Below are 25,416 nucleotides of genomic sequence, written 5' to 3'. Positions count from 1 at the left end.
CCGCGCCGCCGATGCTTGTACCAATAACCAATCACCAATCACGAGCAATGTTCGACATCACCCCCACGCTCCAATTAGCCAACCGTTCCATCACCCTGGATCGACCGCGGGTGATGGGCATTGTGAATCTAACGCCGGATTCGTTTTCCGATGGCGGTCAGCTGTCGTCGGTGGAGGCGGCGTTGAAGCGGGCCCGGCGCTTGCTGGAGGAGGGTGCTGACATCCTGGATCTAGGAGCGGAATCGTCTCGGCCCGGGGCCGAGTCGGTGAGCGTGGATGAAGAGCTGGCGCGGCTGATGCCGGTGCTGGAGCGGGTGCTCGCCGAGTGCGATGCGCCAGTTTCGGTGGATACGGCGAAACCAGAGGTGATGCGCGCTGCGATTGCGGCCGGTGTTCATCTGATCAATGACATTCGGGCGCTGCGCGAGCCGGGTGCGATCGATGCGGTGGCCGATAGTCAGGTCGCGCTGTGCCTAATGCATATGCAAGGCGAGCCGCGCAGCATGCAGGATGCGCCGCAGTACGATGATGTGGTGGCCGATGTGCATCGCTTCCTGGCCGAACGCATCTTTGCCTGTGAGATGTCGGGCATCGACAAACGCCGCATCGTCGTCGATCCCGGCTTTGGCTTCGGCAAGAGTCTGCAACATAACTACCAGCTACTGGCTCGTCTTGCGCGCTTTGCTGATCTGAAAGTGCCGCTGCTGGCGGGGGTGTCGCGCAAGTCGATGATTGGCGCCGTGACTGGCCGTGAGGTCGGTGATCGTCTGGCTGGCTCGGTGGCCGCTGCCCTGGTCGCCGCTCAACACGGCGCTGCGATCGTTCGCGTGCATGACGTTGCTGCCACGGTGGATGCGCTCAAGGTTTGGTGTGAGGTGAAGCCATATGTTCAGTCAGCTGCGACAAAGTCTGCTGCGCCCAAGATTGCCTGGCCGGATGAGGATTGATCAGGCCCGTGCGCCGTGGAAGGTGCCGGCATGAGCAAGCAGTTGCCCAGGTCCTCCAGCATCCTCGCTGCCCGGCCGCCAGAGAAGGTGCCTGATTTCGCTCGGCGTCGGGTTTGACGATTGCCTGGGCGCCATTCCCTGCTCCGAGCATGGCAAGGCGGGCCTGAGCGAGCGTGTGGTCAGGACTCCCCCCGCCAGCTCTTCTCCGACAGGTTGTTCAGCGCGTTGATATAGCTCTTCGAATCGAATGCAACGGGCGCCTCTGCTGTTGCCTTGAGGACGGGAAAGATGTGCTCACAGACGACGGAGGCAATTGCATGTATGGCCTCGTGACGATCCAGACCCTCTGCAAGCAGACGCGAGAGCGCCCGACCGGTTTCCGCGGGCTCCCCGAGCGCCAGCTGATTCTCGACCACGACGTGCATCGAAGCATGAAGTCGCAGGCTTTCTCCGAAGTCGCCCGAGAGTTGGTGGAATGCCTCGACGAGATTTATGCGATCCATTTCTGGTAGAGCGAGCCAAGTATCAGCTACCGGGGCGATACTCGGGTTGTAGACGTCGTCCATGCAGCTGCGACTCCCTATCTGATGTCCGGTGTCGGATTCTACCGGGCCAGCGCTGTCGGCGCAGGCCCGGTGGAATTATCAGTTAGCCCGGATTTTTCATAGGCAGAAATAGCGACGGCGTGAAAACCCTTTAGGATTCTGGTGTCTAAGCCAAATCCGAGGGGGCACGCCGTCATGACAGAGTGTACCTGGCGCTGGAGCAAGCCAAGTCGGCGAGTTCTGCGCCGACCTTGTGTCGCTTCGAGAATGCCATGGGTCGCGCCGAAGCGATCGCGTTGCATGGCGGAAACTCAGCCGAGGTGACGGAGCGAATGGCGCTGTGTTCAACCGAGATCTCAGACGGTCTGAAATCGCCCGTAGCTTCTTAGCCGCTGGTAGCGCTGCTCCAGCAAGGTGTGGACGTCGAGCTGGCGCAGCTGTTCAAGGTGGCCGCACAGCACGCCCTTCAAGCGACTGGCCATTTCCTTCGGGTGGCGATGGGCGCCACCCAATGGCTCTTTCACCACCTGATCCACCAGGCCCAGCTCGTGTAGACGCGGGGCGGTGAGGCCCAGGGCTTCAGCGGCATCGCGGGCCTTCTCGGCGCTTTTCCAAAGAATCGAAGCACAGCCTTCGGGCGAGATGACCGAGTAGGTGCTGTATTCCAGCATCAGGGTCTTGTCGCCCACGCCGATGGCCAGGGCGCCACCTGAGCCGCCTTCGCCGATCACCGTGCAGATGATGGGTACCTTGAGTTCGGCCATCTCCAGCAGGTTGCGGGCAATGGCTTCACTCTGGCCGCGCTCTTCAGCGCCGACGCCAGGGTAGGCGCCGGGGGTGTCGATAAAGGTGAGGATCGGTAGCTTGAAGCGCTCGGCCAGCTTCATCAGTCGTAGCGCCTTGCGATAGCCCTCGGGGCGGGGCATGCCGAAGTTGCGCCGGATCTTCGACTTGGTGTCGCGACCTTTTTGATGGCCGATTACCACTACCGGTTTGCCATCGACCCGGGCCAGGCCGCCCACAATGGCCGGATCGTCGGCAAATGCGCGATCGCCGGCTAGCTCTTCGAACTCATCGCAGATGGCGCCTAGGTAGTCCAGCGTGTAGGGGCGCTGCGGATGGCGGGCCAACTGCGAGATCTGCCAGGGCGTGAGCGTCTTGAAGATCTCTGCCGTGCGCACCTTGAGCTTGTCTTGCAGCTTGGCGATTTCCTCATCGATGTTGAACGCCGAGCCGTGGCTGGCATGCCGCAATTCAGAGATTTTGGCTTCCAGTTCGGCGATGGGTTGTTCGAATTCGAGGAAATTTGGATTCATGAGAATGTCGCTGCTCGCAATGATGCGCGAGTATACCGGGAGCGCGTCGGCGGGTCAGGCGGGCGCAGCGGAATTCCCGGAGACCGATCAGTGCTGGCGGTGCTGCGATGGTGGCAGGAGACCGAAATTCGCCCGATTGGAATCGCGCATCAAGGCACCGAGATCAGCCTCGCGAATGGCTCGGCGAACCTCCAGCAGGCTGGAGGGATGCATGCTGAAGTCAGTCAGGCCCAGACCGAGCAGGATCGGGGCAAACACCGGGTCAGCGGCAATCTCGCCGCAGACCGCAACCGGTTTCCCGGCCTGCCTGCAGCTCTCGAAGATATGCGCCAACAAGCGTAGGACGGCGGGATGGCTTGGCGCGGCAATGCTGGATAGGGCGTCATTGCCACGGTCGGCGGCCAACAGGTACTGGATCAGGTCATTGGTGCCCACCGAGCAGAAATCGGCGTGCGGCAGCAGGGAGTCGATGGCAAGCGCGGCGGCAGGTACTTCAATCATTGCGCCGAGCTGTGGCAATTGATTGATCTTAACTTTGCGTTTGGCTAGCTCTTGGGCGCACTCGCTGAGCAGTCGGTGGCAGGCCAGCAGTTCTTCGACATGAGTCACCATCGGCACCAGGATGCGCAGGGGGCCGTAGGCCGAGGCGCGCAAGATCGCCCGCAGTTGTTCGCGAAACACATCGGCATGCGCCAGGCACAGTCGAATGCCGCGCAGACCGAGCGCCGGATTGGGTTCGTCTTCGATGGCCAAGCCGGTGGCGTCGGCCTTGTCGGCGCCGAGATCGAGGGTGCGTATGGTCACGGGGCGGCCGTCCATGCCCAATACGGCATCGCGGTAGGCCAGGAACTGCTCTTCCTCGCTGGGCAACTCGCCGCGCTGCAGGAACAGAAACTCGGTGCGGTACAAGCCGACGCCGGCGGCGCCCAACGCATGTGCTTGCGAGACGTCTTCGCGCGATTCGGCATTGGCCCAGAGCCGGATCTCGACGCCATCGAGGGTGCGCGAAGGCGCTTTGCGCAACTTGGATAGGGCCTTGCGTTCACGACGCTGATCGGCGCGCGCTTCACGGAACGCTTTCAGGTCATCGGGATCGGGCTCGACGATGATCTGGCCGTCGTTGGCGTCGACGATGACCGCTTCGCCGTCGTTGATGTGCTGCAGCGCTTCGTGTGCGCCGACCAGCAGCGGCATATGCAGGCTACGAGCCAGGATGGCACTGTGCGACAGATGGCTGCCACCTGAGGTGATGATGGCGACTACGCCCTCCTCGTGCATATGGGCCAGTTCGGAGGGCGCAATGTTCTCGCACACCAGCACTTCGCCAGCCATGCCGATGATCTGCGGCGCCGGATCCGGATGCAGCGCCGCGTAAACCCGCCCGATCACATGGTCGATATCGTCGCGACGCGAGCGCATGTAGGGATCGTCGATCGAGTCAAATACCGAGACCAGACGATCGCGCTGCATGCGCAGCGCCGACGCCGCGCTGAAGCGGCCGACCCGCACCAGTTGGTCCAGGCCTTCGGCCAACTCAGGGTCGTCGAGCAGCATGGCGTGCAAGTCGAGAAACTCGCCCACTTCATGCGACAGTGCGCCGCGTACTCGCTCGCGCAATTCGTTCAATTCGGAGCGTGCCGCGCGCATCGCCTCGCGCAACAGTTGCCGCTCGCGCTCAACTTCGTCTTCCGGCAGCTTGCGCTCTTCGACGTCCAGTCGATGAGGCTCTCTGACCCGTGCTCTACCGAGCGCCAGCCCACGTGATGCGACGGCGGCCTGAAACAGGCGGCGCACTCAGCGGCACCCCATTCTGGCCATGCTGATCACGCATGCTCTCATTGAGCGACTATCCTCCCTCGTCGAAATAACGCCCGAATAAGTCGGCAATCGCCTCGATTGCCTGGTGTTCATCTTCCCCCTCAACCCGCACAGTGACCTGAGTGCCTTGAGCCGCCGCCAGCATCATCACCCCCATGATGCTCTTGGCATTCACTTCACGCCCCTTGGCCAGCAGAAACGTGGTGGATCGAAAACTCCCGACCAGTTGCACCAGCTTGGCTGCCGCACGGGCGTGCAGACCGAGTCGATTGATTACCAGGAGATCGCGTTCAACCATGGTCGACCCTGACTCCCAGTTTGCCACCGCTCATGGCTGCTTCGGTGAGTTTATCCAGCGGCAGGTCAGCATAGTTAAGCGAACGCAGCAGCATCGGCAAGTTAAGTCCGCTGATTCGGCGCGTCGCCGTGCCCAGTTCGGTGAGGCGCTGAGCCAGATTGCTGGGACTGGCGCCGAATACGTCGGTCAACAACAGCACGCCTTCGCCCTCATCGAGCGAACGCAAGCTCTGGCTGCCCGCGGCCAGCAGGGGGTCGAGTGGTGCATCAAACTCGACTTCGAGGCAGCCGATCTGCAAGGGCAGGCGGCCGAGCACGCGCTCGGCGGTGCGGCGCAGGGCTTCGCCCACGCCAGGATGAGTGATCAGCAAGATTCCAACGGCCATACGCCGATCTTAGCGGGAGGCAGGTCGCTTGGCGAAGGGGGGCGGTATCCCCGTCGCCAGGCATCTTGTCGATACTTGCGCCGAATCGGGGCGAGGCCGAAAGGCCATCAACCACCGCGCCGCGGGCAAAGCTGCCCCGATCGCCCATGGCGGCCGGGGCGAAAGGCAGCATTGGAGCTGCCCCAAGTTAATCGCCGGTCAGAGGCGAATGACCTGATAGAACGTGTGATCGCCAATCTGCGCCACTGGCACGCCCTTGGCCCACACGGGGCTGGCCAGCTTCTCGGCGACGAAGTGGTCGGCCCCCGGCACGACCAAGGGGCGACGTTGGCTGGGAAGCCGCCATTCGCGCTGACTGCGGAAGGCCACCGATGCAGCTCGATTCCACGCCTTCAGGTTTTTCAGCCGGAACTCCGGCGACACCAGGGTCGGGGCAAACTGCTTGGGCGCAGTCACCACCTCGCACATGGTCTTGCCCCAGCGTCCTGATTCCAGGCGACGCAGAGCCACTTCTGCCACTGCGCGCTGGCCCAGTTCGGACTGGTTGCGTGCTTCCAAATACACCGTCGTTGCCAGACACAGCGGGTCACTGACCGGCTGGGGCATAAGCGAGGCTAGCCAAAGTACGGCGGCCAACTTCATCGCGGACTCCTTCTCCGTTGCGACACTGGTCCACCGGCACCCAATCACTCAGGTACTCACAAGGCTCTCCGGCCGATCTTGGCCTGAGAATGGGGACGCATGCCATGGCGTTGTTGGGGTACGCCTGGTGCGGGCCGGACTATCCGGCATCGCGGCACCAGCCGCAGAGGTGACAGGGCTCCTTGCCGGTCACCTGACCTATTCGAACGCCCCGGCGGCCTCCGCGGGGACGTTCTGCATGTTTCGGGCGGCGCAAGGTAGTGTGCCAATCCCGAACCTCGGATGAACGCAATGGTAGTGCTTGCGTCGTCCGTTCGGAAGTGAGCCTACTCACGGTTTCTAGAGCATTCGCCCTAGGTGGTTCAGCTTAAGTGACTGATCTTGCAGAAAAAAGCAAGAAAGCAAGGGCGGGCCCTGGCCCGCCGCCGCGGTGCCGGGACGGTTCGCACAGCGGGATGATTGAGGTTGTCGGGCCATCGAAGCGGCGGCAACAGGATGTTCAGAACGGCGCCGGAGGCCCGCCCTGCGCCGGTCACAGTCGAACGGTTTGCCGGGAATCAAACACTTACGTGTTTGGTTCCCCGCGCGCCGACCGTGGCGCGCAAAATCAGGCTGCTGAAATGAGTCTCAGCAGCCTGCTAGAGCCGGGCGGCCAATCGCGATCCCTGAGCGATGGCGCGCTTGGCATCGAGCTCGGCAGCCACATCGGCGCCGCCGATGAGATGCACCGATCGACCGGCCTGCTGCAAGGGCTCGAACAGCTCACGCAGCGGCTCCTGTCCAGCGCAGATCACGACATGGTCAACATCCAGGCAGCGTTCTTCTTCGCCAATTCTGACGTGCAGGCCCTGGTCGTCGATGCGCTGATAGCTGACGTTGCCAAGCATCTTCACCTGCTTGTGTTTCAGCGCGGCGCGGTGAATCCAGCCGGTGGTCTTGGCCAGTTTGGCGCCGGGGCGTCCTTCGCTGCGCTGCAGCAGCCATACCTCGCGCGCCGCTGGTTCCGGGCTGGCCTCGCGCAAGCCGCCGGGCGACTCAAAGCTGGGGTCGACGCCCCATTCTTCCATCCAACGAGGAATCTGCAGCGACGGCGATACTCCGTCGTGAACCAGAAACTCGGCGACGTCGAAGCCGATGCCGCCGGCGCCGATGATCGCCACGCGGCGACCGATGTCGACCCGACCGGTCAGCACGTCGATATAACTGCAGACTTTCGGATGGTCGATACCTTCCAGCTTCAGCTGACGCGGGCGAATGCCGGTGGCCAGTAGCACTTCATCGAACCCTTGCTCGATCAGCTGCTCGGCACCGATGCGCTTGCCGAGCTTCTGTGCCACACCGGTGGTTTCCAGCCGACGCCGGAAATAGCGCAGGGTTTCGTGAAACTCTTCCTTGCCGGGAATCTTCTTGGCCAGATTGAATTGGCCGCCGATTTCCTGCGCCGAGTCGAACAGGGTCACCTGATGACCGCGCTCGGCGGCCACGGTGGCCGCCGCCAGACCGGCTGGCCCGGCGCCAATTACGGCGATCTTCCTTGGCTTGTCGGTAATCGTGTAGTTGAGTTCGGTTTCGGCGCAGGCGCGCGGGTTGACCAGGCAGCTGGCCTTCTTGTTCACGAACACGTGATCGAGGCAGGCTTGATTGCAGGCGATGCAGGTGTTGATTTCATCGGCACGGCGCTGTTTGGCCTTGACCACCCATTCGGCGTCGGCCAGCAGCGGGCGCGCCATCGACACCATGTCGGCCTGGCCACTGGCAATGACCTGCTCGGCCACGTCCGGCATGTTGATTCGATTGACCGCGACCAAGGGAATCTTGACGTGGGGTTTGAGTTTGGCGGTGACGCTGGCAAAGGCCGCGCGCGGAACCGACGTCGCGATCGTCGGCACGCGCGCCTCATGCCAGCCAATGCCGGTGTTGATGATGGTGGCGCCGGCCGCCTCAATCGCCTTGGCCGAGGCGATCACCTCATCGAAGTTTGCGCCCCCCTCGACCAGTTCGAGCATCGACAGGCGGAAGATCAGAATGAAATCCTTGCCCACTGCCTCACGGGTGCGGCGAATGATCTCGACCGGAAAGCGCAGCCGCCTCTCAAAGCTTCCGCCCCAGTCATCCACTCGGTGATTGGTGCGAGCGGCCAGAAACTGATTGATCAGGTAGCCCTCCGAACCCATGATTTCGACGCCGTCGTAACCGGCCTCGCGGGCCAGCACCGCACAGCGGACAAAGGCGCGGATTTGCCGCTCGACGCCTGCAGATGACAGCTCGCGCGGCTTGAATGGGTTGATCGGTGCCTTGATGGCCGAGGGCGCCACCGATAGCGGGTGATAGGCATAGCGACCCGCATGCAGGATTTGCATGCAGACCTTGCCGCCCTCCTTGTGTACTGCCTGGGTGATCAGTCGGTGTCGCCGTACTTCCCAGGGCATCGACAGCTTGCCGGAGAACGGCTTGAGCCAGCCGACCATGTTCGGTGCGATGCCACCGGTGACGATCAGGCCGACACCGCCGCGCGCACGCTCGCCGAAATACGCGGCCAGTTTCGGAAAGTCGCTGGCCTTGTCTTCCAGACCGGTATGCATTGACCCCATCAGCACGCGGTTGGGCAGGGTGGTGAAGCCGAGGTCGAGTGCACTAAGGAGGTGAGGGTAGGCGGCTTCACTCATTGCAATACGCATCCGTATGGGAGGCGATACCCTGCCCGGAAATCGCGCAATTCACAAGAGCCAGGGCAGTTGGTCGGTCGCAGCGACAATGATCGAGAGCTAAGGTGCCGCACGGCACTGGCGCGCTGCAAGCCGGAACACGCCAATGGTGCCGTCGAAGGTGCATGGGGGGCGTTCGTGGTTGGCCGCCAAAGGCCAAGCTGATCCGGTCTGGTGCAAAGTCTCGGTTATTTTTCCGTTAACAAGCCTGCAATTTATCGGTAGTATGCTTGGCGGCCTGCGCCGTCTTGCAACGCTGACGGCGCCCTGAGGTTCTTCACTATTTCAATCGGAGTGAGCGATGAAGAAGAAACTGTTGTGTGGAGCGCTGCTCGGGATTCTGGGCGTCGCCCAGGCCGCAGTAGCCGACGAGCAGCTTGACGACCGCTGGTATTTCACCGCGGGTGTCGGCTATGGCTTTCTCGATTCCGACCGCAATGTCGACGACGACGTCACCGGTCATCTTGGGTTTGGCCGCTTCGTCGCGCCGCGCTGGTCGTGGGACGCCGACCTCTACTACGTGAATCCGCAGAACGATGCTCAAGACCTGAACTGGAGCATGATCGGCATGGGCTTGACCGGCCGCTATCACTTCCGTGATGAGGGTGATAACTGGTGGCCATACGTCTCGTTCGGTGCTGGCGCCAAGCGTTCGGAGCAGGAGTTCGCCGCGCTGGATACCAGCGGTCCGCGCCAGCGCAAGGACAACAATTTCTATAGCAAGGTTGGCGTTGGCCTGCAGGCTGACTTCAACGACCGTTTCTCCGGTCGCGCCGAACTGGCGTCGGTTTGGGATTTCGATGATCGCGCCGGTCCTATTGGCGATGACTTCACCGATACCATCGCCAGCGTTTCCATCGTGGTGAAGATGGGCGATCTGCCTGAGCCGCCGGCTCCGCCGCCGCCGCCCCCGCCGCCGCCGCCGAAGAAGACCTGCGCCGATATGGATGATGACGGCGATGGCGTCAACAACTGCGAGGACAAGTGCCCGAATTCGCAGGCCGGCCAGGCTGTGGGTCCGGATGGCTGCCCGGTGCCGCTGACCATCGACCTGCGCGGCGTGAACTTCGATTTCGATAAGGCCACCCTGCGCCCGGATGCGATTGCCATCCTTGATGAAGCCATCGGCATCCTGTCGAAGTACCCGGAAATCAAGGTTGAAGTCGCCGGTCACACCGACCTGTGTGGTACCGATGCCTACAACCAGACGCTGTCCGAGAATCGCGCCAAGGCGGTATTCGACTACCTCACCGGCAAGGGCATTTCTGCCGGCCGTTTGATGGGCCCGAACGGTTACGGCGAGAGCCGTCCGCTGGAGTCCACCGATCAGGGCCTGCCGGGCTGCAAGAGCGAGAAGAATCGCCGTACTGAACTCAATGTTCAGAACTAAGCGCTACGCTCTGTGAAAGGACACAAGGCCCGGGTTACCGGGCCTTGTTTTTTGGGTCGTCCTCAGCGCAGAACTGCGATGCAGGTCTATGTTGCTGATGCGACAACAGCTATGATCCTGGCATTGAGAGTCGCCCGGGTGCGCCAGTGCACAAGCTGAACAAGTCCCTCTGCCTCATCACCGCCTTGGCTGTGGGAAGCGCCGTGTGCCAAATGGCCATCGCCGCGCCGCATGCTGCAGTGGCGCCAGCCGTGTCACCGCGGTTCACCGACGGAATCACCTTCGAGCAAATGGTTTCGCGCGATGAAGCGCGCCGCGCGCAGTACGCCGACGCGAGTTACCAGAAGCAGACTGAGTTCGACAATACGCCGTATCGATTCAATATGAAGCCGGGCGAAAAGATGAGTGCCGAACAGTTCGACGCGTGGATGGAGAGTCGCGGCATCCGCATCGTGCGAGCCAAGGCCGAAAACGGCGAGAGCAGCCCGGCCGCACCCACCGTCAGCGAATAATCAACCAGACAGTTGTTCCCCAGCGTGGTCTGTGCCTCGGTGCACTCAGATGCACTGAGGACAACCCACAGCGCTCCGCGGCTGCAGCGCGCTGCAGCCTGGATCGGCAACACACTTAGCCCGGATATTTCATGAGGTCGCGCCGAAAGATCCGGCAATTCCAAGCGGGGCGAGAGTTTCGACCGATGGTGTTGAGATAACAGAGTGTTCGCGATCTTTCGGCGCTGGCACGGCCCTCATTCGGCCGCTGCGCGGCTACGCAGGGCATTCGCCCTGAGGTCCTTTGCGCCGATTGCCGCGTTGTTCGGCTGCTACGCAGCAACGGCTACTTCGTAGCCTGCGCCTTCGCTACGCTCGGTCGGCTGCTACGCAGCAACGGCTACTTCGTAGCCTGCGCCTTCGCTACGCTCGGTCGGCTGCTGTCGCAGCTACGCGGGACTGCGTCCCGATCTCGCCCAAGTGGGCCCACCACTTGGGCTCGTCGCGCCTTGCACTCGACGCAAAGTCCTCGGTGATCATCCGCGCCCCCTCATGAAATATCCGGGTTAGGGTTTGACAAAACGATAGTGGCCCACCAGCCACTCATGGCCGTCGCGGTAGCCAAACAGTTCGGCGCAGGCCATCCAGAACATGCGCCAGCGCTGGTGCCAGCGCTGCGCCTGTTCCGGGCCATAGGCCTGCTCCAGCACCTTTAACACCTCGTCGCGGTGCTTATCCTGGTTTTCCAGCCAATGGTTGGCGGTGCGCTCATAGTGCTGGCCGGACAGCCGCCACTGCTGCTCCAGGGTCAGGTGCTGCTGGAAATGCAGCAGGGTGTCGGCTGAGGGCATCAATCCGCCGGTGAAGAAATAGCGGCCCATCCAGTTGTCATCGCCTTCGGTTTCGAACGGATACATCAGTTCGCGATGGCAGAAGATGTGTACGAACAGCTTGCCACCGGGCTTCAGCCAGCCATGGATACGCTCGAGGAGCACTTGGTAGTTGCGCATGTGCTCGAACATCTCGATCGACACACAACGATCGAAACGGCGCTCAAGACTCAGGGCATTGACGTCACAGGTGATGATCTCGACGTTATCGAGCCCGCGCTCGGCGGCTCGAGATAGGATGTGCTGGCGTTGCCCGTGCGAATTGGAGACCCCGGTGACCCGTGCGTTGGGATACCGTTCTGCCATCCACAGCGTCAGCGAGCCCCAGCCACAGCCCAGCTCTAGGATGTCCTGCCCGTCGGCCAGTTCGGCGCGCTCGCCGTAGAGGGCCAACATCGCCTCCTCGGCCTGATCCAGGCTCTCCTTGCCGCTGGGGTAATAGCAGCTCGAATACTTCAGACGCTTGCCCAGGCACAGCTCGAAGAAGCGGGCTGGCACCTCGTAATGCTGCTCATTGGCAGCTTCGGTTTCGATCGCCACCGCCGATCCGCGCAGCTCTGCAAGCAAGCTGCGAAATCGCTCCCAGGCCGCTACGGCATCATCGGCGCGTTCATCGCGCAGGCGCTGGGCACACAGGCGGCGAATGCCGAGTCGGGTCAAGGGGTCGGGGATCAAGCCACGTTCGCAGAGGTCTATAAGCATGGGTTTCGTGATTCGTGATTCGGAGATCGGAGATCGGAGATTGGAGTTAAGAGTTCGGGCGACGGGTATTGGGTACGCCGCAGCCGGCGCATCCCGAATCCCGAATCACGAATCTCGGCTCCTAGGCGGCCACAGAAAAAACATCGAGGTCTCCTGTTGGTAGCGCCGGTAGTCATCGCCGCGCGAGCGCAGGCTTTGGGCTTCCACGAACGGGATGCCGGTGATCCAGACCAAGCTGGCGCCCATCAGCAATGGGCCGAGCAGGCTTAACCAGGCGTTCGCTGCGCCAACGCTGAGCAGGACCCAGCCAAACCAGTGCAGCCATTCAAAGAAATAGTTGGGGTGGCGGGAGTAGCGCCACAGGCCCGCGCGGCAGGTCTTGCCGCGGTTGGCCGGGTCGGCCCGGAATGCGGCCAGTTGGCGATCGGCCAGAGATTCGCCACAGAGGCTCAGCAGCCACACCAGCACGCCGGCAATTGACCAAATGCTCAGGCTGGCTGTGGGGTTGTTGGCGGCAATCAGAAACGGTACCGAGAACAAGGCAGTGAAACCGGCCTGTAGCATGAAGAATCCGAAGAACTTGGCTTGGCTGTCCTGCCAATGCTGGCGCAGGTAGCGGTAGCGGCCGTCTTCTTCCTCGTGCAGTACACGCCACAATAGGTGCAGGCAGAGCCGGGCACCCCATACGCCGCCCAGCATCGCGGCCAGGAAGCGGCTGAGTGCCGATCCTTCCGAGACCACGCCGTAGTACACGGCGGCGGCGGCCATGCCGCCGGCCCAGACCACATCGACAATGCCGGCGTTGCGGGTGCGTCGTTGCACTTCGAACGCCAGGCTCATCAGGATGACCGCGGCGATCAGCACGTGGAGCAGCGGTGCGAAATCCATCGGCAGTCCTCAGGCCGGCGCCGTAGCACGCTGCCAGCGCTCGGCCAGCAGCAACAGCAGCGGCGTCAGAACACCCCAGGCCAATGCCAGGCCGATGTAGGGCCCAGCGCCCTCGGCGATGGCCACGGCCGACCAAGCACGGGCGGCGGCGTAGTAGGCCAGTGGACCGCCGACCAGACCGAATGCCGCGGCCAGCCACAGTCGCTTCTTGAAGCCGGCCAGTGAGTGATTGAGCGTGAGTGCAAAGCCGATCCACATGGCCACGATCCAGACCGGCGCCAGATGGGCCCAGGGCAGCGGAGAGGCGAACTGCATCCAGCCGAGCTGCACCCACAGCGAATCGACCAGGAACCCGAGCACCGCGCAGGCAGCCAGAATGAGCAGATCGGCGCGGCGGTCGGGGCCGACGCCGATCTGGTAGCCGGCAAACAGGCACACCGCCAGCGGGCCGAGCCACCAGTAGCCGTTGGCAGCGCCGCCCACCGACGCCATCCATACCGCCTGAAACCCGATCAGATTGGCCCAGAAGCGCATCAGACCAGTCCCGGTAGCCATTCGCCACGGCGACTACCGGGCTTGGTGAACAGCAGGTGCACATTGCCGATCGAACGCTCGATGAAGCCACCTTCGCAATAGGCGAGGTAGAACTCCCACATGCGTATGAACCGATCGGGATAGCCGAGCTCTCTAACCTCAGACAGTCGGCTCATGAAGCGACGCCGCCAGTGACGCAGAGTGAGCGCGTAGCTCGGTCCAATGTCTTCCAGATTGAAAAGTCGCAGGTCGGTGCGCGCAGCGGCTCCCAGCATGGCCGATACCGAGGGAATGAAGCTGCCGGGGAAGACGAATCGCTTGATGAAATCGACCGAGGTCAGCGCCTGCTGGTAGCGGTGATCTTCAATGGTGATGGCTTGAATCAGTGCCGAACCTTCCGGCTTCAGTAGGGCAGCCACCTTTTCAAAGTAGGTGTTAAGGTACTGATGGCCGATCGCTTCGATCATTTCGATGGAAACCAGGTGATCGTACCGGCCCGTCAGGTCGCGATAATCATCCTGCAGCAGGGTGACGCGATCCTGAAGTCCGGCTGCCTCCACACGTTGTTTCGCCAAGGCATGTTGCTCGGCTGAAATCGTCGTGCTGGTCACGTGGCAACCATAGCGGCCGGCTGCGTGCAGCGCGAACCCGCCCCAGCCGGTACCAATCTCGACCACTCGCAGACCCGGGCGCAGCTGCAGTTTCTGACAGATGCGATCGAGCTTGCGCTCGGAGGCCGTCTCCAGCGATTCATCAGCGTTGGCGAAGATCGCTGAGCTGTACATCATGTTGCTGTCCAGGAACAGCTTGAACAGCGAGTTTCCGAGATCGTAGTGAGCGGCGATGTTGCGACGGCTGCCGCTCTTGGTATTCCTGCGAAGCCCATGCCAGGCGTTCAGTAGCCAGCCACCCAGCCGAGCCGTGCCAGTCTCCATGGCGTCGAGGAGGTGGCGGTTTCGAACCAGGATTCTCACCAGTCCAACCAGATCACTGCAACGCCAATGGCCTTCCATATAGGCTTCGGCCGCACCTACCGAGCCTTGCGCTGCGGTCATCCGATAGAACTCGTGGTTCAGAACGTCGACGCGCACACGTATTGGGTCGTGCTGGCCGTCTTCGATCGATCCAAGCGTCAAATTATCCTCGCCATCGGACAGTTCGATTTCGCAGCCGCGCAATTGCGCCAGCAGATCCAGCAAGCGTCGTCGCAGCAGGCGCCCCAATGGGCCGGCCGACGTTTCCGGCTGTTGCGGCAGGCTGTGTTCGTAGGCATCGCTCATCGATCAAGATCCTTGGCGTGTTGTGCCCATTTGTCAGGGTGGTCATAAACCGGGTTGCGCTTCAGCCACAAGCGCAGCGCCTGCCAGTGGATGCCAAGTACCACTTGCATGGTCATGGCGGGAAAGCGCAGCAGCTGGGCGGCCAAATTGCCGGCACTGATCGGTTGTCGCGTCAGGCTGAGGCTGGCATCGAAGTCGGTGATGCTCCGGTCGATGGAGTCCATATGCACGAATAGTTGTTCGTCGGGGGCGCTGAAGCGCCAACGATACTGCCGGTTCATGGGCAAAAAGGGCGACACATGGAACTGCTTGTCGAACTGCCAGATCCATCCTCGTGGGGTGGCTTCGGCACGGCGCAGATCCAGCACATAGCGATGGCGTTCTTGCCAGGGGGTATTGGTGATCTCCGCCACAATGCAGTTTGGTGTGGTGCCGTCGGCTTCGAAGCAGTAGTAGAAGCTCACCGGATTGAAACAATGGCCGAAGTAGCGCAGATGAGTGAGCAGACGAATCGGCCCTGCGGGGCGATGGCCGGTGTGCGTTTGCACCTCGTCGCGCACGCAATCGCTCAGCGGTCGGTCAGCGTCGCCCAAGTAGTCACTGCGGCGGAACTCGGCCAGATTCCGCCGATTCACCGACCAGAACCAACGGCCCCGAAACAGCTGCTCCAACTCGTCCAGATCGAGATAGAGCAGGAACAGCGGATAGCGGAAACGGTGCGGTCGCGGGCTGTTGCGACGATGCACGATGTGCCCGCGATAGATCGCGCTGGCCCTCGGTCGTTCGCTGGCAGGTTGGCTCACGCCGCGCTCCCCTGCGCCCTGACGGCGCTTGCCGGCCAATGCACACCCAGTCCATGGGCAACGTCTACCGCGCTGCGCATGCCATCTTCGTGAAATCCCCAGCCCCAATAAGCGCCGCAATACCAGGTGTTGCGCTGCCCGCTGATCTCGCCCTTGCGAGCCTGGGCTGCCACGCTGCTGGCGGTGTAGATCGGGTGCTGGTAGGCCATCCGTGCCAACACGCGGTTGGGATCGATGGCCTCGCTGCGATTGAGGGTGACCACCAAGGGCTGCGGGCAGTCGATCGACTGCAGCAGGTTCATGCAGTAGCTGACCGTGCATTGCTCGGACTCGCTGCTTGGAATCAGAGCGTTCCAGGCCGCCCATGCGCGTCGATCGCGCGGCAGCAGGCGTGCATCGGTGTGCAGTACGGTGTCGTTGTGCTGGTAGGGTATGGCGCCCAGGATCTCGCGTTCGCGCTCACTTGGATCGCCGAGCAGGGCAAGCGCCTGGTCGCTGTGGCAAGCGAGTACCACCTGATCGAAGTGTTCAGAGCCGGCGTCCAGGCCGATCTCGACGCCAAGGTCGGTGCGCTGGACTTGCCGCACCGGGCAAGCACTGCGAACGTCGACCCGCCAGGTCGCGCGCATCGCCTCGATGTAGGCACTGGACCCGCCTTTCACCACCCGCCATTCCGGCCGTCCTTCGACCTGCAGCATGTGGTGATTGGCCATGAAGGTGAGCAGGTACTTGGCGGGAAACTGGCGGATCTGCTGCGAGGGCGATGACCACAGGGCCGAGGCCATCGGAATCAGGTGTTCATCGCAGAAGCCGCCGCTGTAGCCGTGAGCGTCGAGATAGTCGCCAAGGCTGGGCCCGGGTCCGTCGATCGCTAACAGGGACGGTGCTTCGCGATAAAAGCGCAGGATGTCGCTCAGCATGCGCCAGTGACGCAGCGAAAACAGCCGGCGCTTCTGCACGAACAGGCCGCCATTGCTGCCGGCGTTGTACTCCAGCCCGGTTCTGGCCGACTTCACGGCGAAACTCATGGTGGTGGGCTGGGTTTCCACGCCGAGTTCGTCGAGCAGGGCAAAGAACAATCGATAGTTGAGCGGGTTGCAGACGATGAAGCCGCTGTCTACGTGGTAGACATGGCCTTGGATCTCGACCGTGTGCGTATGGGTATGCCCGCCCAGCCGCGAGTCGGCCTCGAACAACGTCACCTGATGCTGTTGGCTCAACAGCCAGGCGCTGGCCAAGCCGGAAACGCCGGAACCGACGACGGCGATCCGCATCGCTCAGGCTCCTACCCGTCGACGCAACTGCGCCGGTACTGGTTTGAGATCCCAGACCAGACCCAACATCGCCATCAGACGAAGCAGGTAGTAGGTGAGATCGATTTCCCACCAACGAAAGCCCTGCCGCGCCGAGCCGGGAAAGTGGTGATGATTGTTGTGCCAGCCCTCGCCGAAGGTGAGTAGCGCAAGCCAGAGGTTGTTGCGGCTGTTGTCGCGCGTATCGAAGCGGCGGCTGCCAAACCGATGAGCCAGGGAGTTGATGGTGACGGTAGCGTGGAACAGCAGGGTAGTGGAGACGAAAAAGCCCCAGATCAGCAGTTGTCCCGCCGACGTGCCCAACTCCGGATGCGCCTTCTCCAGCCAGCCACCGAGGAAGAACAGGCCGGTCGCCAGCGCCACCGGCACCAAGGTGTCGAAGCGATCGATCAGCACCAGTTCGGGATAGCGGCGCAGGTCTTTCACCACGCTGACATCGGTAGCGAAACCGCGGGGCGTCAGGAACCAGCCCATGTGGCTCCACAGCAGATTGCGTGTGACTGGCGAATGCACATCGCATTCGGTATCGGAATGACGGTGATGATTACGGTGGTGCGCTGCCCACCAGATCGGGCCGCGTTGCACGCTGGTGGCTCCGATCATTCCGAACAGCGCCTGCATCAGCCGCGAGGTCTTGAACGCCTTGTGCGAGAAGTAACGATGATAGAAGCCGGTGATGGCGAACATGCGCAGGGCATACAGCGCAACGGCCACGGCGACGGCGAACCAGGAGACGCCGACCCAAAAAACCCCCAGGCAGGCCAGATGCATGCCTACGAATGGCAGCACCCGCAGCCAATCAATGCGATCTGAAAGGGTGGTTGGATCAGTGGCCGCGCTCGATTGAGTGTCGAACCACTGTCGCAGCGCTTGCAGGATTTGAAGAGCAGGTCCGTCGGTTTTGTTCATTTGCTTCTGGACAAGGTGGTTGCGCACAGCCCAACGGAGCATGCCGTCGATCAGGTGATGATCCGGTTGAGCCACTGCCGGCTTGTTACGCTACGCGTCAGCAAGGTGCAGCGGTTGCAAACAAATAGTTAACGCGGCGCGAAGCTGAGCCAATCCCGCGGCCCCAGGCTTGAGCATGGCGGTACGCTCGGTGCTTGGCAATCCTTGTCGAGAGCGTGTTTCTATGTCAGGCAACGCCTCTGTTGCGAATGAAGAGGATCTGAAAGCGGCGTCAAGACGATCTGGCGGTGGCCGGGTGTCTCGTTCATGCTCTCGCCCATGCGATCTCGGGACAGCTCATCGATGGTGACGCCTGGTCCGCGCTTCGGGCTGGCCCGCGTGCTGTCCAAGCGCGGCGTTTGTTCACGCAGCGTAGCAGCTCAATGGGTGGTCTCCGGGCGCGTCACGGTCAATGGCCGGATCGAGCGCAACCCCGAATTCCCGGTGCGCGAAGGGATCGACAAGGTGGGCTTGGATGGCCACCCGCTGGATGCTCCGCGGCGCTGCTGCCTGATGCTCAACAAGCCACGCGGTCTGCTTACCACCACCCAGGATGAGCAAGGCCGCGACACCGTTTACCGCTGTTTTGATGGCCACGACCTGCCTTGGCTGGCACCGGTGGGACGGTTGGACAAGGCCAGCGAAGGCCTCTTGCTGTTCAGTAATGACCCGGCCTGGGCAGCCCGCTTATGTTCACCACAGCAAGGGCCGGACAAGACCTATGCCGTGCAGGTGCGTGGCCTGTGCGGGCCTGCGCATCTGCAGCGTATGGGCGAGGGCATTGTCGACGCCGGCGAGCGGCTCGCCGTCAAGCAGGTCGAGATGATGCGTCAGGGCGAAAAGAACAGCTGGTTGCGCATCGTGCTCGATGAAGGCCGCAATCGCCAGATCCGCCGCATACTCGCTGCCCTGAACCTGCCGGTCATGCGCCTGATCCGCATCGCCGTCGGAAACGTCGAGCTGGGTGAACTCGGCAAGGGCGAGTGGCGATGGCTGAGTGAAGCCGAGATGTCGGGTTTGGGCTAGAGCGTTTCGTTCCACCTTGCCGCGAAACCGGTTGTTGAAGAAATTCGAGACGGTGTGCGCGCTGCGACGGAGCAATGCAGCTAAATTGTTGGTCTCGACCCGCCGACATCCTCAACGGAAAACGGCGGGTCAAGACCTGCCTTACACCGTGGAATGCAGCATCCAGCTGGCGGCGGCGAGGCCGATGCCGCCGAACAGCAGGCCGAGCACGATGCCCAGCCATGCCTGCTTGCGCTCTTCGCGTCGCGCCATCGCCGCAGCCACGCGACTGATCGCCGCTTCCTGCGCATGCCGACGGCGCAGGATATGGGGCATCCAGGTCAGATTCATGGCGCCGATGGCGACGATCAGGCCGAAGAATGCCGCCGTGGCCCAGGACATGCTGTCGAGATGTGCTGCCCAGCCCATCAGGCCGGTAAACAGGAACACGACAGCGATGCCGGTGACGGCATACCAGGCCAGCTGGCGCTTTTCCTGCTCATCGATCGCTGTGCCCCAGTAGCGACGCACGCCAAACAGTACGCCAGCGATTCCGGCGATCAGCGCAAACACGATGCCGCCGGCTGCGCCGACCAGCAACTTCGACGCGCCCTTGCTGGCTGCCCCGGCGCCGAACAGCATCTTGCTGATGCCCTTGGACGCCGCCGCACCGCCAGCGGCGATACCCGCTGCGGCAGCGCTGGGGCTGACCATCAAGCCGGCCACGACCAGGGCGGTAAAGGCTGCTGTGGGCGCGGTGGCGCGCGCGAAGTCTCCCAGGCGGGCAACCAGATCGTTGCGCAGGCTGTCGCGGGCGCGCTGCAGGCGCTTGCGCACGGCGGCATCGGACATGCCGAGCAGGTCGGCAACCTGCTTCGAGCTCTGTCCTTCACGGTAGTAGATCAACAGGATTTCGCGAGTCTCTTCCGGCAGCTCATCGATCAGATCGGCCACCACCTGCTCTTCGTCCTGACGGGACAGGCGATCCGGCACGTCCGGTGAGGGATCGGCCACCACGCGCAGGATGTCATCCATATCGCCGTCGAAGCGCCGCTCGGTCTTGCGACGTCGCAGATGATCACGGGCCAGATTGCGCGTGATCTGGCGCAGCCAGGGCAGGAAGCTGGACGAGCTGCGCAGCCGCCGCAGATGCGTCCAGGCATTGAGGAATGCCTCCTGGGCAATATCCTCGCTGGCCTGAATGTCGCGCACGATGGCCAGGGCGATGGCAGTGATGCCGCTCTGGCAGCCAGCCACAATCTGGCCAAAGGCCTCCTGGTCACCCTTCTGGGCGGCCGGCAGGTGAAGTTCGATCAGGCTGAGCAGGGCTTCGGGCTTCATGGGGTTCAGTCGCAGTTATCAGTGCAGGTCTCGACGATGATCGCCTCGGGTTGTGACGCCGGCTGAGTCGCTTCGCCGCCGCGAAGCATTTTCCAACTGGTGATTCCGGCCAGGATGGTCAGAATGATCAGCAGTACGGTGCGCACCCGCGCTGCCGGCGAACGCTTCCTCCCGGCGTCGGCGGCGCTGTAGACGCGGCCTGCCGAGGGCACGAAGCTGTGATCACGGGTCGAGCGACCCAGCCCGATTTCACGCATGATCTGATTGGCGCGGCTGAGATCGTCGGCCTTGACGATCCAAACCCCGGATTCGGGCTGCTGACCCTCGCGAAAACTGAACTGGCGGCGTCGGTTGCCTTTGTAGGACCGGCCTTCGCTGACATAGACCTCGATGTCCGCCTGCTGCAGGAGCTCGGCCACCCGCTCAACATTTTCCAGCCGACTGGATGCATACACCTGACGCATTGCCGTCAGCCCCTGGTGGCCGGTGGGATGACCCGAATCAGGCCTTCCTGAGCGGTGGACGCAATCAACTTGCCCTGGCGGTCATAGATGCTGCCGCGGGCCAGGCCGCGAGCGCCCTGTGCACTGGGGCTGTCGCAGGCATACAGCAGCCAGTCGTCCATCCGAGGCGGTCGGTGAAACCACATGGCGTGATCGAGGCTGGCCATCATCACGTTGGGCTGCAGGTAGGAGATGCCATGTGGAAAGGTGGTCGTGCCAATCAGGTGGAAGTCGGAAGCATAGGCCAGCAGGGCCTGATGCAAAGCGGGCTCATCGGGAATTTCATCGATCAGCCGAAACCAAACCTGTTGATAAGGCGGGCGTTTGGTCGGGCGCAATTCGTCGCGCGGATACACCGGACGGAATTCGAATGGTCCCTTCTGTGATAACCAGCGCTGCATCTTCGGCGGTAACTGGGCCAGGGTGGCGGCGTCCATCTCGACCGGGCCGGGCAGATCATCCGGCTGTGGAACTTCTGGCGGTGAAAGCTGGTGTTCAGCACCGGCCTCCGGCTCATGGAAGCTGGCTGCCAGGACGAAGATCGGCTGGCCTTTCTGAATCGCCGTGACTCGGCGCACCGAGAAGCTGCCGCCATCGCGGGTGCGATCGACGTCGTACACGATCGGATGCTCAATATCGCCGGCGCGCAGGAAATAGGCGTGCAGCGAATGCACCGGCCGCTCTCCAGCCACGGTTTGCTGCGCTGCGGACACTGCCTGTCCCAGCACTTGCCCGCCAAACACGTAGCGAGTGCCGATATCACGGCTTTGGCCGCGGAACAGATTGTCTTCCAGTCGCTCCAGGCGGAGCAGCTCCAGCAGTTCAGCCACCAGGGTATGCAAGCGCGAATCCTCCGTTGCGCGCCGGTCCTCGGCCGCCGCTCAGCCGCCAATAATAGCAATCCGGCTGCCGCGAAGATGAAGCCAGGCTAGTCGCCGAGGCGGGTCCAGCCGGCTTCGATCACCCGCGGCCAAGGGAACAGCGGTCCGGGGTCACGCTTGCGGTAGATCAATTGCTTGGGGTTGTTGGCCGCTGGCACCTGCTCGGTGTCGAGGTCCTCATGGCCGGCGATCCAGGCCAAGTCCGGCAGCTCGTGGCGCAGCCTGGCCAGCAAGTCCATCAGGGCATCGATCTGCGCCTGCGGGTATGGGTGCACCATGGATTGATGGTCATGGTCATACCAGCGCGGAAAGCGGCCCGGGTTGACCAGTTCAATGCCGATCGTCTGCTGGTTGTAACCACGCACGTGGTGGGCCACCCGCTCGATGTCCACGAATTGGTGAATGCTGCCGTCGAGGTCGATGTAGTAGTGGCCCGAATTGCCGGTGCCGCTGGTGTACAGCACCCGTTCGCCGAACTCGCGCGCGGTTTCCAGATCCGGTGTCTCGGTGCAATGAATGACAACGCCTTGGATGCTTGAGCGCGGGCGAGCATCCAGCGCTTCCTCATAGGGCAGTGGCTCAATGGTGATGTTCGGCGGGTTAGCGTCCATCCTCGGCATATCGTTGGCGGCCATCGGGGATCGTTACAATAGCGCTCCCGTCCGCGTCCGGCGACGCCCAAGCCTGAGTTTTCCATGCCCGGCCATGTCATTTTGTCTCACGGACTGCACAGCAGCCCCGCTGCCACCAAGGTCAGCGCCATGGCCGCAGTGGCCGAGCGTCTGGGCTGGACCCACGAACGCCCGGACTACTCCCAGATCGATGCTGACGGCAGGGTCGAGGATATTCACCGCCGCCTGTCGCTGTTGGTGGAGCGTGCTCGGCAGGCCTCGCAGCCGCTGGTGCTGGCAGGCTCCAGCATGGGGGCTTTCATTTCGGCCCTGGCCAGTCAGGAAGTCCCCTGTGTCGGCCTGTACCTGATTGCGCCGCCCATCGTCATTGACGGCTTTGCCGGCCCGTTGCGTGCGGCAGCGGTGCCGACGGCCGTGCTGCACGGATGGAACGATGAGATTTGCCCGGTGGGTGATGTCGTTCGCTGGGCGCAGGCGCGCCGCGCCCATCTCGAGTTGGTCGATGATGGACATCGACTGGAGAACCATGTTCAACACTGTGCGGAGGCGTTCGGACGCTTCCTGGCGCGACGTTGATGGAATTCTTCGTTTCCTGCGCCAAGGGGCTGGAGTATCTGCTGGTCGATGAGCTGGCTGCATTGGGAATGGGGCGGCCGCGCGAGCAATTGGCCGGCGTTCGCTTTGATGCCGAGCTTGAGGATGCCGCCCGGGTGGCGATGTGGTCGCGACTCGGCAGTCGCCTGCTGCTGCCTTTGGCAGAGTTTGTCTGTGACGACGAGGATGCGCTGTATCAGGGTGTGTTGGAGATTCCCTGGTCTGAGCATATGCGCGCCGACGGCCGTTTGTGGATCGATGCCCACGGCCGCTCGGGCAGCCTGATCAATTCGCAGTTCGTGGCTCGGCGTGCCAAGGACGCGATCGTCGACAAGCTGCGCGCCGCCAGTGGCTCGCGTCCTGATGTTGATCGTGAGTTTGCCGATATCCGTATCGATCTGCTGTTGCGCAAGGGCCGCTGTACCTTGTCGCTTGATCTTGGCGGGCCACTGCACCGGCGCGCCTGGCGCGAAGGGCAGGGCAGTGCGCCGCTGAAGGAGAATCTGGCTGCGGCGGTGCTGCTGCGCTCGGGGTGGAACGCATGGCTGGCGTCGGAGCAACCCGTGCTTGATCCGATGTGCGGCAGCGGTACGCTGTTGATCGAAGCGGCCTGGATGGCAGCCGACGTGGCGCCGGGGTATCTGCGATACCGGCAAAACGCCCCGAACCGCTGGCTCGGCTGGCCCAACAACGCTTGGCAGCGCATTCGCGAGGAGGCCGAGCAACGTGCCAAGGCCGGACTTGCTACCGCCAAGCCGCGCTACTACGGCAGCGATATCGACCGTCGCACGCTGCAGGCCGCACAGGCCAACGCCGAAGCGGCGGGCGTGGGGGGGCTGATCCATTTCGATCATCGCGCTTTTGAACAGTTGCCAGCGCAAGGCGCGGAGACTGGACTGGTAGTGTGCAATCTTCCCTACGATGAGCGTTTGGCTGCCGATCTGGATCTTTACCGACGCTTCGGCCTGCAGTTGGGGCAGATCGCCCCCGGTTGGCGCGCCGGCCTGCTGTGCGGCAATGATGAATTGGCCAAGGCCACTGGGCTTCGAGCCAAGAAGCGTTACACCCTGTTCAATGGCAGTCTTGAATGCCGCCTGATCGTGGTCGACTCAATCGAGCCGCCGCGCCCGCGCTCGACCGCAGAAGTCGCTCGGCGCGAGCTGAGTCCCGGTGCCGAGATGGTGGCCAATCGGCTGCGCAAGAATCTGAAGAAGCTGAAACGCTGGCGTGAACGCGAGCAGGTCAGCTGCTTTCGCGCCTACGATGCTGATCTGCCCGAGTACTCCGCAGCGATTGATGTCTATCAGGGCTGCGATGGGGATAGGCCACTCTATCTGCATGTTCAGGAATATCAGGCGCCGGCTGAGATTCCTGAGGCCGAAACCAGTCGTCGATGGAACGAGTTGTTGGCGGCGGCCGAACAGGTATTCGAAGTGCCGCGATCACAGTTGGCCTTGAAGCGGCGTCTGAAGGCCAAGGGTGGCAGCAAGTATGGTGTGATGGAACGACGTGGCGAGACCCTCTGGGTTGATGAGGCCGGCCTGCGGCTGAAGGTGAATCTGTTTGATTACCTGGATACCGGCTTGTTTCTCGATCATCGCCCAGTGCGCGCCTGGTTGGCCGAGCACGCCCGTGGCCGGCGTTTTCTCAACCTGTTCTGCTACACCGGTGCGGCCTCGGTGCATGCCGCCGCCGGCGGTGCCGCCAGCACCACCAGCGTCGATTTGTCCGCCACCTATCTTCAGTGGGCGGCTGAGAACCTGGCAGCCAATCAGTTGAGTGGCAGCAGCCATCGTCTGGTGCAGGCTGATGTGGTGGCCTGGCTGGATGCCGAGCGAGCCCGATTCGATCTGATTTTCTGCGACCCGCCGAGTTTCTCCAATTCGGCTCGGGCGGCGGATTTCGACGTTCAGCGCGATCACGTCAAGCTGTTGCATGCCTGCATGGCCCGGCTTGCCGAAGGGGGGACCCTGGTGTTCTCGAACAATTTGCGCAAATTCAGGCTGGAGCAGGAAATCGAGCAGGCGTATCGGGTCGAACTGATGGGCGCATCAGCCTTGCCGCCTGACTTCGAACGCAACCCGCGCATTCATCAGGTTTATCTGTTGCGTCATTAGCCGCTGTCAGAACGCTTGCGCTGTGCTGAAGTCGTTCGACTCAACCGAGATAGCAGACCAAGCTGGTTGCTGAGACTCATTTCAGCAGCCCGATTTTGCGCGCCACGGACGGCGCGCGCTGAAGACCATCCTGGATGGAGGTTTTTTCAGCAGCCCGCTAACGCAAAGGACCTCAGGGCGAATGCCCTGCGTAGCCGCGCAGCGGCCGAATGAGGGCCGTGCCAGCGCCGAAAGATCGCGAACACTCTGCTATCTCAACACCATCGGTCGAAACTCTCGCCCCGCTTGGAATTGCCGGATCTTTCGGCGCGACCTCATGAAATATGGCTCTGTTGAATTCTGAGTGGGTAAGTTAGGTAGCATGCGGGTTAACAGCTCGGAAGTTGAGCTTGCCCGCGATCAAGAAGATGACGGTGCGGATCGTGTCGAAACGAGAGAATCCGCGAGC

At 62.5% G+C, this 25,416-nt stretch carries 24 protein-coding genes; 6 read left to right on the top strand and 18 right to left on the bottom strand.

What is annotated here, in order from left to right; genetic code table 11:
- Window positions 1-47: 47 nt before the first annotated feature.
- A complete protein-coding gene (folP, locus tag IFO71_RS17390) occupies window positions 48-947 on the top strand; it encodes a dihydropteroate synthase (RefSeq protein ID WP_192030939.1) in 900 nt (299 codons plus the stop codon).
- Window positions 948-1,126: 179 nt separating this feature from the next.
- Here the strand turns inward: folP and IFO71_RS17385 are convergent, their stop codons facing one another.
- From IFO71_RS17385 to IFO71_RS17355, 7 genes are all read right to left on the bottom strand, one after another.
- Entirely contained in the window at window positions 1,127-1,513 is a 387-nt protein-coding gene (locus IFO71_RS17385) for a DUF1841 family protein (protein WP_192030938.1), read from the bottom strand.
- Window positions 1,514-1,848: 335 nt separating this feature from the next.
- Window positions 1,849-2,808 (bottom strand): acetyl-CoA carboxylase carboxyltransferase subunit alpha, encoded by a 960-nt coding sequence (locus tag IFO71_RS17380; RefSeq protein WP_192030937.1) that lies wholly within the window; start codon window positions 2,806-2,808, stop codon window positions 1,849-1,851.
- Window positions 2,809-2,895: 87 nt separating this feature from the next.
- A complete protein-coding gene (gene ptsP / locus IFO71_RS17375; RefSeq protein ID WP_192030936.1) occupies window positions 2,896-4,602 on the bottom strand; it encodes a phosphoenolpyruvate--protein phosphotransferase in 1,707 nt (568 codons plus the stop codon).
- 52 nt (window positions 4,603-4,654) lie between these two features.
- Entirely contained in the window at window positions 4,655-4,924 is a 270-nt protein-coding gene (locus IFO71_RS17370; protein ID WP_192030935.1) for an HPr family phosphocarrier protein, read from the bottom strand.
- The gene (locus tag IFO71_RS17365; protein WP_192030934.1) at window positions 4,917-5,309 is read right to left on the bottom strand and encodes a PTS sugar transporter subunit IIA; all 393 of its coding nucleotides are present in this window, start codon (window positions 5,307-5,309) and stop codon (window positions 4,917-4,919) included. Before IFO71_RS17365 ends, IFO71_RS17370 begins: the two co-directional genes overlap by 8 nt.
- 198 nt (window positions 5,310-5,507) lie before the next feature.
- Window positions 5,508-5,951 carry a cell wall hydrolase gene (locus IFO71_RS17360; RefSeq protein WP_192030933.1) on the bottom strand — a complete coding sequence of 148 codons (444 nt, stop codon included), beginning with the start codon at window positions 5,949-5,951 and terminating at the stop codon, window positions 5,508-5,510.
- A gap of 638 nt (window positions 5,952-6,589) precedes the next feature.
- Window positions 6,590-8,617 carry an NADPH-dependent 2,4-dienoyl-CoA reductase gene (locus tag IFO71_RS17355; RefSeq protein WP_192030932.1) on the bottom strand — a complete coding sequence of 676 codons (2,028 nt, stop codon included), beginning with the start codon at window positions 8,615-8,617 and terminating at the stop codon, window positions 6,590-6,592.
- 340 nt (window positions 8,618-8,957) lie between these two features.
- On the opposite strand from IFO71_RS17355, the gene IFO71_RS17350 reads away from it, so the two are divergent.
- Together IFO71_RS17350 and IFO71_RS17345 are read left to right on the top strand one after the other, a co-directional pair.
- Entirely contained in the window at window positions 8,958-10,046 is a 1,089-nt protein-coding gene (locus IFO71_RS17350; RefSeq protein WP_192030931.1) for an OmpA family protein, read from the top strand.
- A 212-nt stretch (window positions 10,047-10,258) separates the two neighbouring features.
- Window positions 10,259-10,558 (top strand): hypothetical protein, encoded by a 300-nt coding sequence (locus IFO71_RS17345; RefSeq protein WP_192030930.1) that lies wholly within the window; start codon window positions 10,259-10,261, stop codon window positions 10,556-10,558.
- 545 nt (window positions 10,559-11,103) lie between these two features.
- Here IFO71_RS17345 and IFO71_RS17340 read toward each other — a convergent pair.
- From IFO71_RS17340 to IFO71_RS17310, 7 genes are all read right to left on the bottom strand, one after another.
- Entirely contained in the window at window positions 11,104-12,129 is a 1,026-nt protein-coding gene (locus IFO71_RS17340) for an SAM-dependent methyltransferase (RefSeq protein WP_192030929.1), read from the bottom strand.
- 105 nt (window positions 12,130-12,234) lie between these two features.
- Window positions 12,235-13,017 (bottom strand): DUF1295 domain-containing protein, encoded by a 783-nt coding sequence (locus IFO71_RS17335; RefSeq protein ID WP_192030928.1) that lies wholly within the window; start codon window positions 13,015-13,017, stop codon window positions 12,235-12,237.
- A 9-nt stretch (window positions 13,018-13,026) separates the two neighbouring features.
- Complete coding sequence (locus tag IFO71_RS17330; RefSeq protein ID WP_225444754.1) at window positions 13,027-13,572, bottom strand: DUF2878 domain-containing protein; 546 nt, start codon at window positions 13,570-13,572, stop codon at window positions 13,027-13,029.
- Window positions 13,551-14,831 carry an SAM-dependent methyltransferase gene (locus IFO71_RS17325; protein WP_192030926.1) on the bottom strand — a complete coding sequence of 427 codons (1,281 nt, stop codon included), beginning with the start codon at window positions 14,829-14,831 and terminating at the stop codon, window positions 13,551-13,553. The genes IFO71_RS17330 and IFO71_RS17325 overlap by 22 nt, the downstream gene beginning before the upstream one ends.
- Window positions 14,828-15,634: a DUF1365 domain-containing protein gene (locus IFO71_RS17320; protein WP_332309404.1), complete on the bottom strand. Its 807-nt coding sequence runs from the start codon at window positions 15,632-15,634 to the stop codon at window positions 14,828-14,830. The genes IFO71_RS17325 and IFO71_RS17320 overlap by 4 nt, the downstream gene beginning before the upstream one ends.
- On the bottom strand, window positions 15,631-16,908 hold the full coding sequence (locus IFO71_RS17315) for an NAD(P)/FAD-dependent oxidoreductase (protein ID WP_192030924.1): 1,278 nt from the start codon (window positions 16,906-16,908) through the stop codon (window positions 15,631-15,633). Before IFO71_RS17315 ends, IFO71_RS17320 begins: the two co-directional genes overlap by 4 nt.
- A gap of 3 nt (window positions 16,909-16,911) precedes the next feature.
- Complete coding sequence (locus IFO71_RS17310) at window positions 16,912-17,856, bottom strand: acyl-CoA desaturase (RefSeq protein ID WP_225444753.1); 945 nt, start codon at window positions 17,854-17,856, stop codon at window positions 16,912-16,914.
- 342 nt (window positions 17,857-18,198) lie between these two features.
- Between IFO71_RS17310 and IFO71_RS17305 the strand changes: the two genes are divergently transcribed.
- Window positions 18,199-18,921 (top strand): pseudouridine synthase, encoded by a 723-nt coding sequence (locus IFO71_RS17305; RefSeq protein WP_332309403.1) that lies wholly within the window; start codon window positions 18,199-18,201, stop codon window positions 18,919-18,921.
- A 141-nt stretch (window positions 18,922-19,062) separates the two neighbouring features.
- On the opposite strand, the gene IFO71_RS17300 is transcribed toward IFO71_RS17305, so the two are convergent.
- The 4 genes from IFO71_RS17300 to IFO71_RS17285 all read right to left on the bottom strand — a co-directional run bounded on the left by IFO71_RS17300 (window position 19,063) and on the right by IFO71_RS17285 (window position 22,236).
- Window positions 19,063-20,241, bottom strand: a complete 1,179-nt coding sequence (locus IFO71_RS17300; protein ID WP_192030921.1) for an RNA polymerase sigma factor — start codon at window positions 20,239-20,241, stop codon at window positions 19,063-19,065.
- Between the two features lie 5 nt (window positions 20,242-20,246).
- On the bottom strand, window positions 20,247-20,705 hold the full coding sequence (locus IFO71_RS17295; RefSeq protein ID WP_192030920.1) for a putative signal transducing protein: 459 nt from the start codon (window positions 20,703-20,705) through the stop codon (window positions 20,247-20,249).
- A gap of 5 nt (window positions 20,706-20,710) precedes the next feature.
- A complete protein-coding gene (gene tesB / locus IFO71_RS17290) occupies window positions 20,711-21,586 on the bottom strand; it encodes an acyl-CoA thioesterase II (protein ID WP_192030919.1) in 876 nt (291 codons plus the stop codon).
- An 86-nt stretch (window positions 21,587-21,672) separates the two neighbouring features.
- Window positions 21,673-22,236, bottom strand: coding sequence for an N-acetylmuramoyl-L-alanine amidase (locus IFO71_RS17285; RefSeq protein ID WP_425502911.1), 564 nt, complete (start codon window positions 22,234-22,236; stop codon window positions 21,673-21,675).
- An 84-nt stretch (window positions 22,237-22,320) separates the two neighbouring features.
- Here IFO71_RS17285 and IFO71_RS17280 point away from each other — a divergent pair, with 84 nt between their 5' ends.
- On the top strand, window positions 22,321-22,833 hold the full coding sequence (locus tag IFO71_RS17280) for an alpha/beta family hydrolase (RefSeq protein ID WP_192030918.1): 513 nt from the start codon (window positions 22,321-22,323) through the stop codon (window positions 22,831-22,833).
- Window positions 22,833-24,968 carry a bifunctional 23S rRNA (guanine(2069)-N(7))-methyltransferase RlmK/23S rRNA (guanine(2445)-N(2))-methyltransferase RlmL gene (rlmKL, locus tag IFO71_RS17275; RefSeq protein WP_192030917.1) on the top strand — a complete coding sequence of 712 codons (2,136 nt, stop codon included), beginning with the start codon at window positions 22,833-22,835 and terminating at the stop codon, window positions 24,966-24,968. The genes IFO71_RS17280 and rlmKL overlap by 1 nt, the downstream gene beginning before the upstream one ends.
- Window positions 24,969-25,416 lie beyond the last annotated feature (448 nt).

The organism is Pseudomarimonas arenosa, from assembly GCF_014841215.1.
GTDB lineage: Bacteria > Pseudomonadota > Gammaproteobacteria > Xanthomonadales > Xanthomonadaceae > Pseudomarimonas > Pseudomarimonas arenosa.
Note: the sequence above shows the minus strand (reverse complement) of the source record. Positions and strands in the feature narration are given on the sequence as shown.

What these genes read in the sequence shown, in the direction of transcription:
- IFO71_RS17330 (WP_225444754.1), bottom strand. Translation starts at nt 13,572, where the DNA reads ATGGCTACCGGGACTGGTCTGATGCGCTTCTGGGCCAATCTGATCGGG.
- IFO71_RS17365 (WP_192030934.1), bottom strand. Translation starts at nt 5,309, where the DNA reads ATGGCCGTTGGAATCTTGCTGATCACTCATCCTGGCGTGGGCGAAGCC.
- IFO71_RS17305 (WP_332309403.1), top strand. Translation starts at nt 18,199, where the DNA reads ATGGTGACGCCTGGTCCGCGCTTCGGGCTGGCCCGCGTGCTGTCCAAG.
- IFO71_RS17355 (WP_192030932.1), bottom strand. Translation starts at nt 8,617, where the DNA reads ATGAGTGAAGCCGCCTACCCTCACCTCCTTAGTGCACTCGACCTCGGC.
- IFO71_RS17340 (WP_192030929.1), bottom strand. Translation starts at nt 12,129, where the DNA reads ATGCTTATAGACCTCTGCGAACGTGGCTTGATCCCCGACCCCTTGACC.
- IFO71_RS17310 (WP_225444753.1), bottom strand. Translation starts at nt 17,856, where the DNA reads ATGAACAAAACCGACGGACCTGCTCTTCAAATCCTGCAAGCGCTGCGA.
- IFO71_RS17345 (WP_192030930.1), top strand. Translation starts at nt 10,259, where the DNA reads ATGGCCATCGCCGCGCCGCATGCTGCAGTGGCGCCAGCCGTGTCACCG.
- IFO71_RS17335 (WP_192030928.1), bottom strand. Translation starts at nt 13,017, where the DNA reads ATGGATTTCGCACCGCTGCTCCACGTGCTGATCGCCGCGGTCATCCTG.
- rlmKL (WP_192030917.1), top strand. Translation starts at nt 22,833, where the DNA reads ATGGAATTCTTCGTTTCCTGCGCCAAGGGGCTGGAGTATCTGCTGGTC.
- IFO71_RS17285 (WP_425502911.1), bottom strand. Translation starts at nt 22,236, where the DNA reads ATGGACGCTAACCCGCCGAACATCACCATTGAGCCACTGCCCTATGAG.
- IFO71_RS17295 (WP_192030920.1), bottom strand. Translation starts at nt 20,705, where the DNA reads ATGCGTCAGGTGTATGCATCCAGTCGGCTGGAAAATGTTGAGCGGGTG.
- IFO71_RS17385 (WP_192030938.1), bottom strand. Translation starts at nt 1,513, where the DNA reads ATGGACGACGTCTACAACCCGAGTATCGCCCCGGTAGCTGATACTTGG.
- IFO71_RS17315 (WP_192030924.1), bottom strand. Translation starts at nt 16,908, where the DNA reads ATGCGGATCGCCGTCGTCGGTTCCGGCGTTTCCGGCTTGGCCAGCGCC.
- folP (WP_192030939.1), top strand. Translation starts at nt 48, where the DNA reads ATGTTCGACATCACCCCCACGCTCCAATTAGCCAACCGTTCCATCACC.
- IFO71_RS17380 (WP_192030937.1), bottom strand. Translation starts at nt 2,808, where the DNA reads ATGAATCCAAATTTCCTCGAATTCGAACAACCCATCGCCGAACTGGAA.
- IFO71_RS17370 (WP_192030935.1), bottom strand. Translation starts at nt 4,924, where the DNA reads ATGGTTGAACGCGATCTCCTGGTAATCAATCGACTCGGTCTGCACGCC.
- IFO71_RS17280 (WP_192030918.1), top strand. Translation starts at nt 22,321, where the DNA reads ATGCCCGGCCATGTCATTTTGTCTCACGGACTGCACAGCAGCCCCGCT.
- IFO71_RS17360 (WP_192030933.1), bottom strand. Translation starts at nt 5,951, where the DNA reads ATGAAGTTGGCCGCCGTACTTTGGCTAGCCTCGCTTATGCCCCAGCCG.
- IFO71_RS17300 (WP_192030921.1), bottom strand. Translation starts at nt 20,241, where the DNA reads ATGAAGCCCGAAGCCCTGCTCAGCCTGATCGAACTTCACCTGCCGGCC.
- IFO71_RS17325 (WP_192030926.1), bottom strand. Translation starts at nt 14,831, where the DNA reads ATGAGCGATGCCTACGAACACAGCCTGCCGCAACAGCCGGAAACGTCG.
- IFO71_RS17350 (WP_192030931.1), top strand. Translation starts at nt 8,958, where the DNA reads ATGAAGAAGAAACTGTTGTGTGGAGCGCTGCTCGGGATTCTGGGCGTC.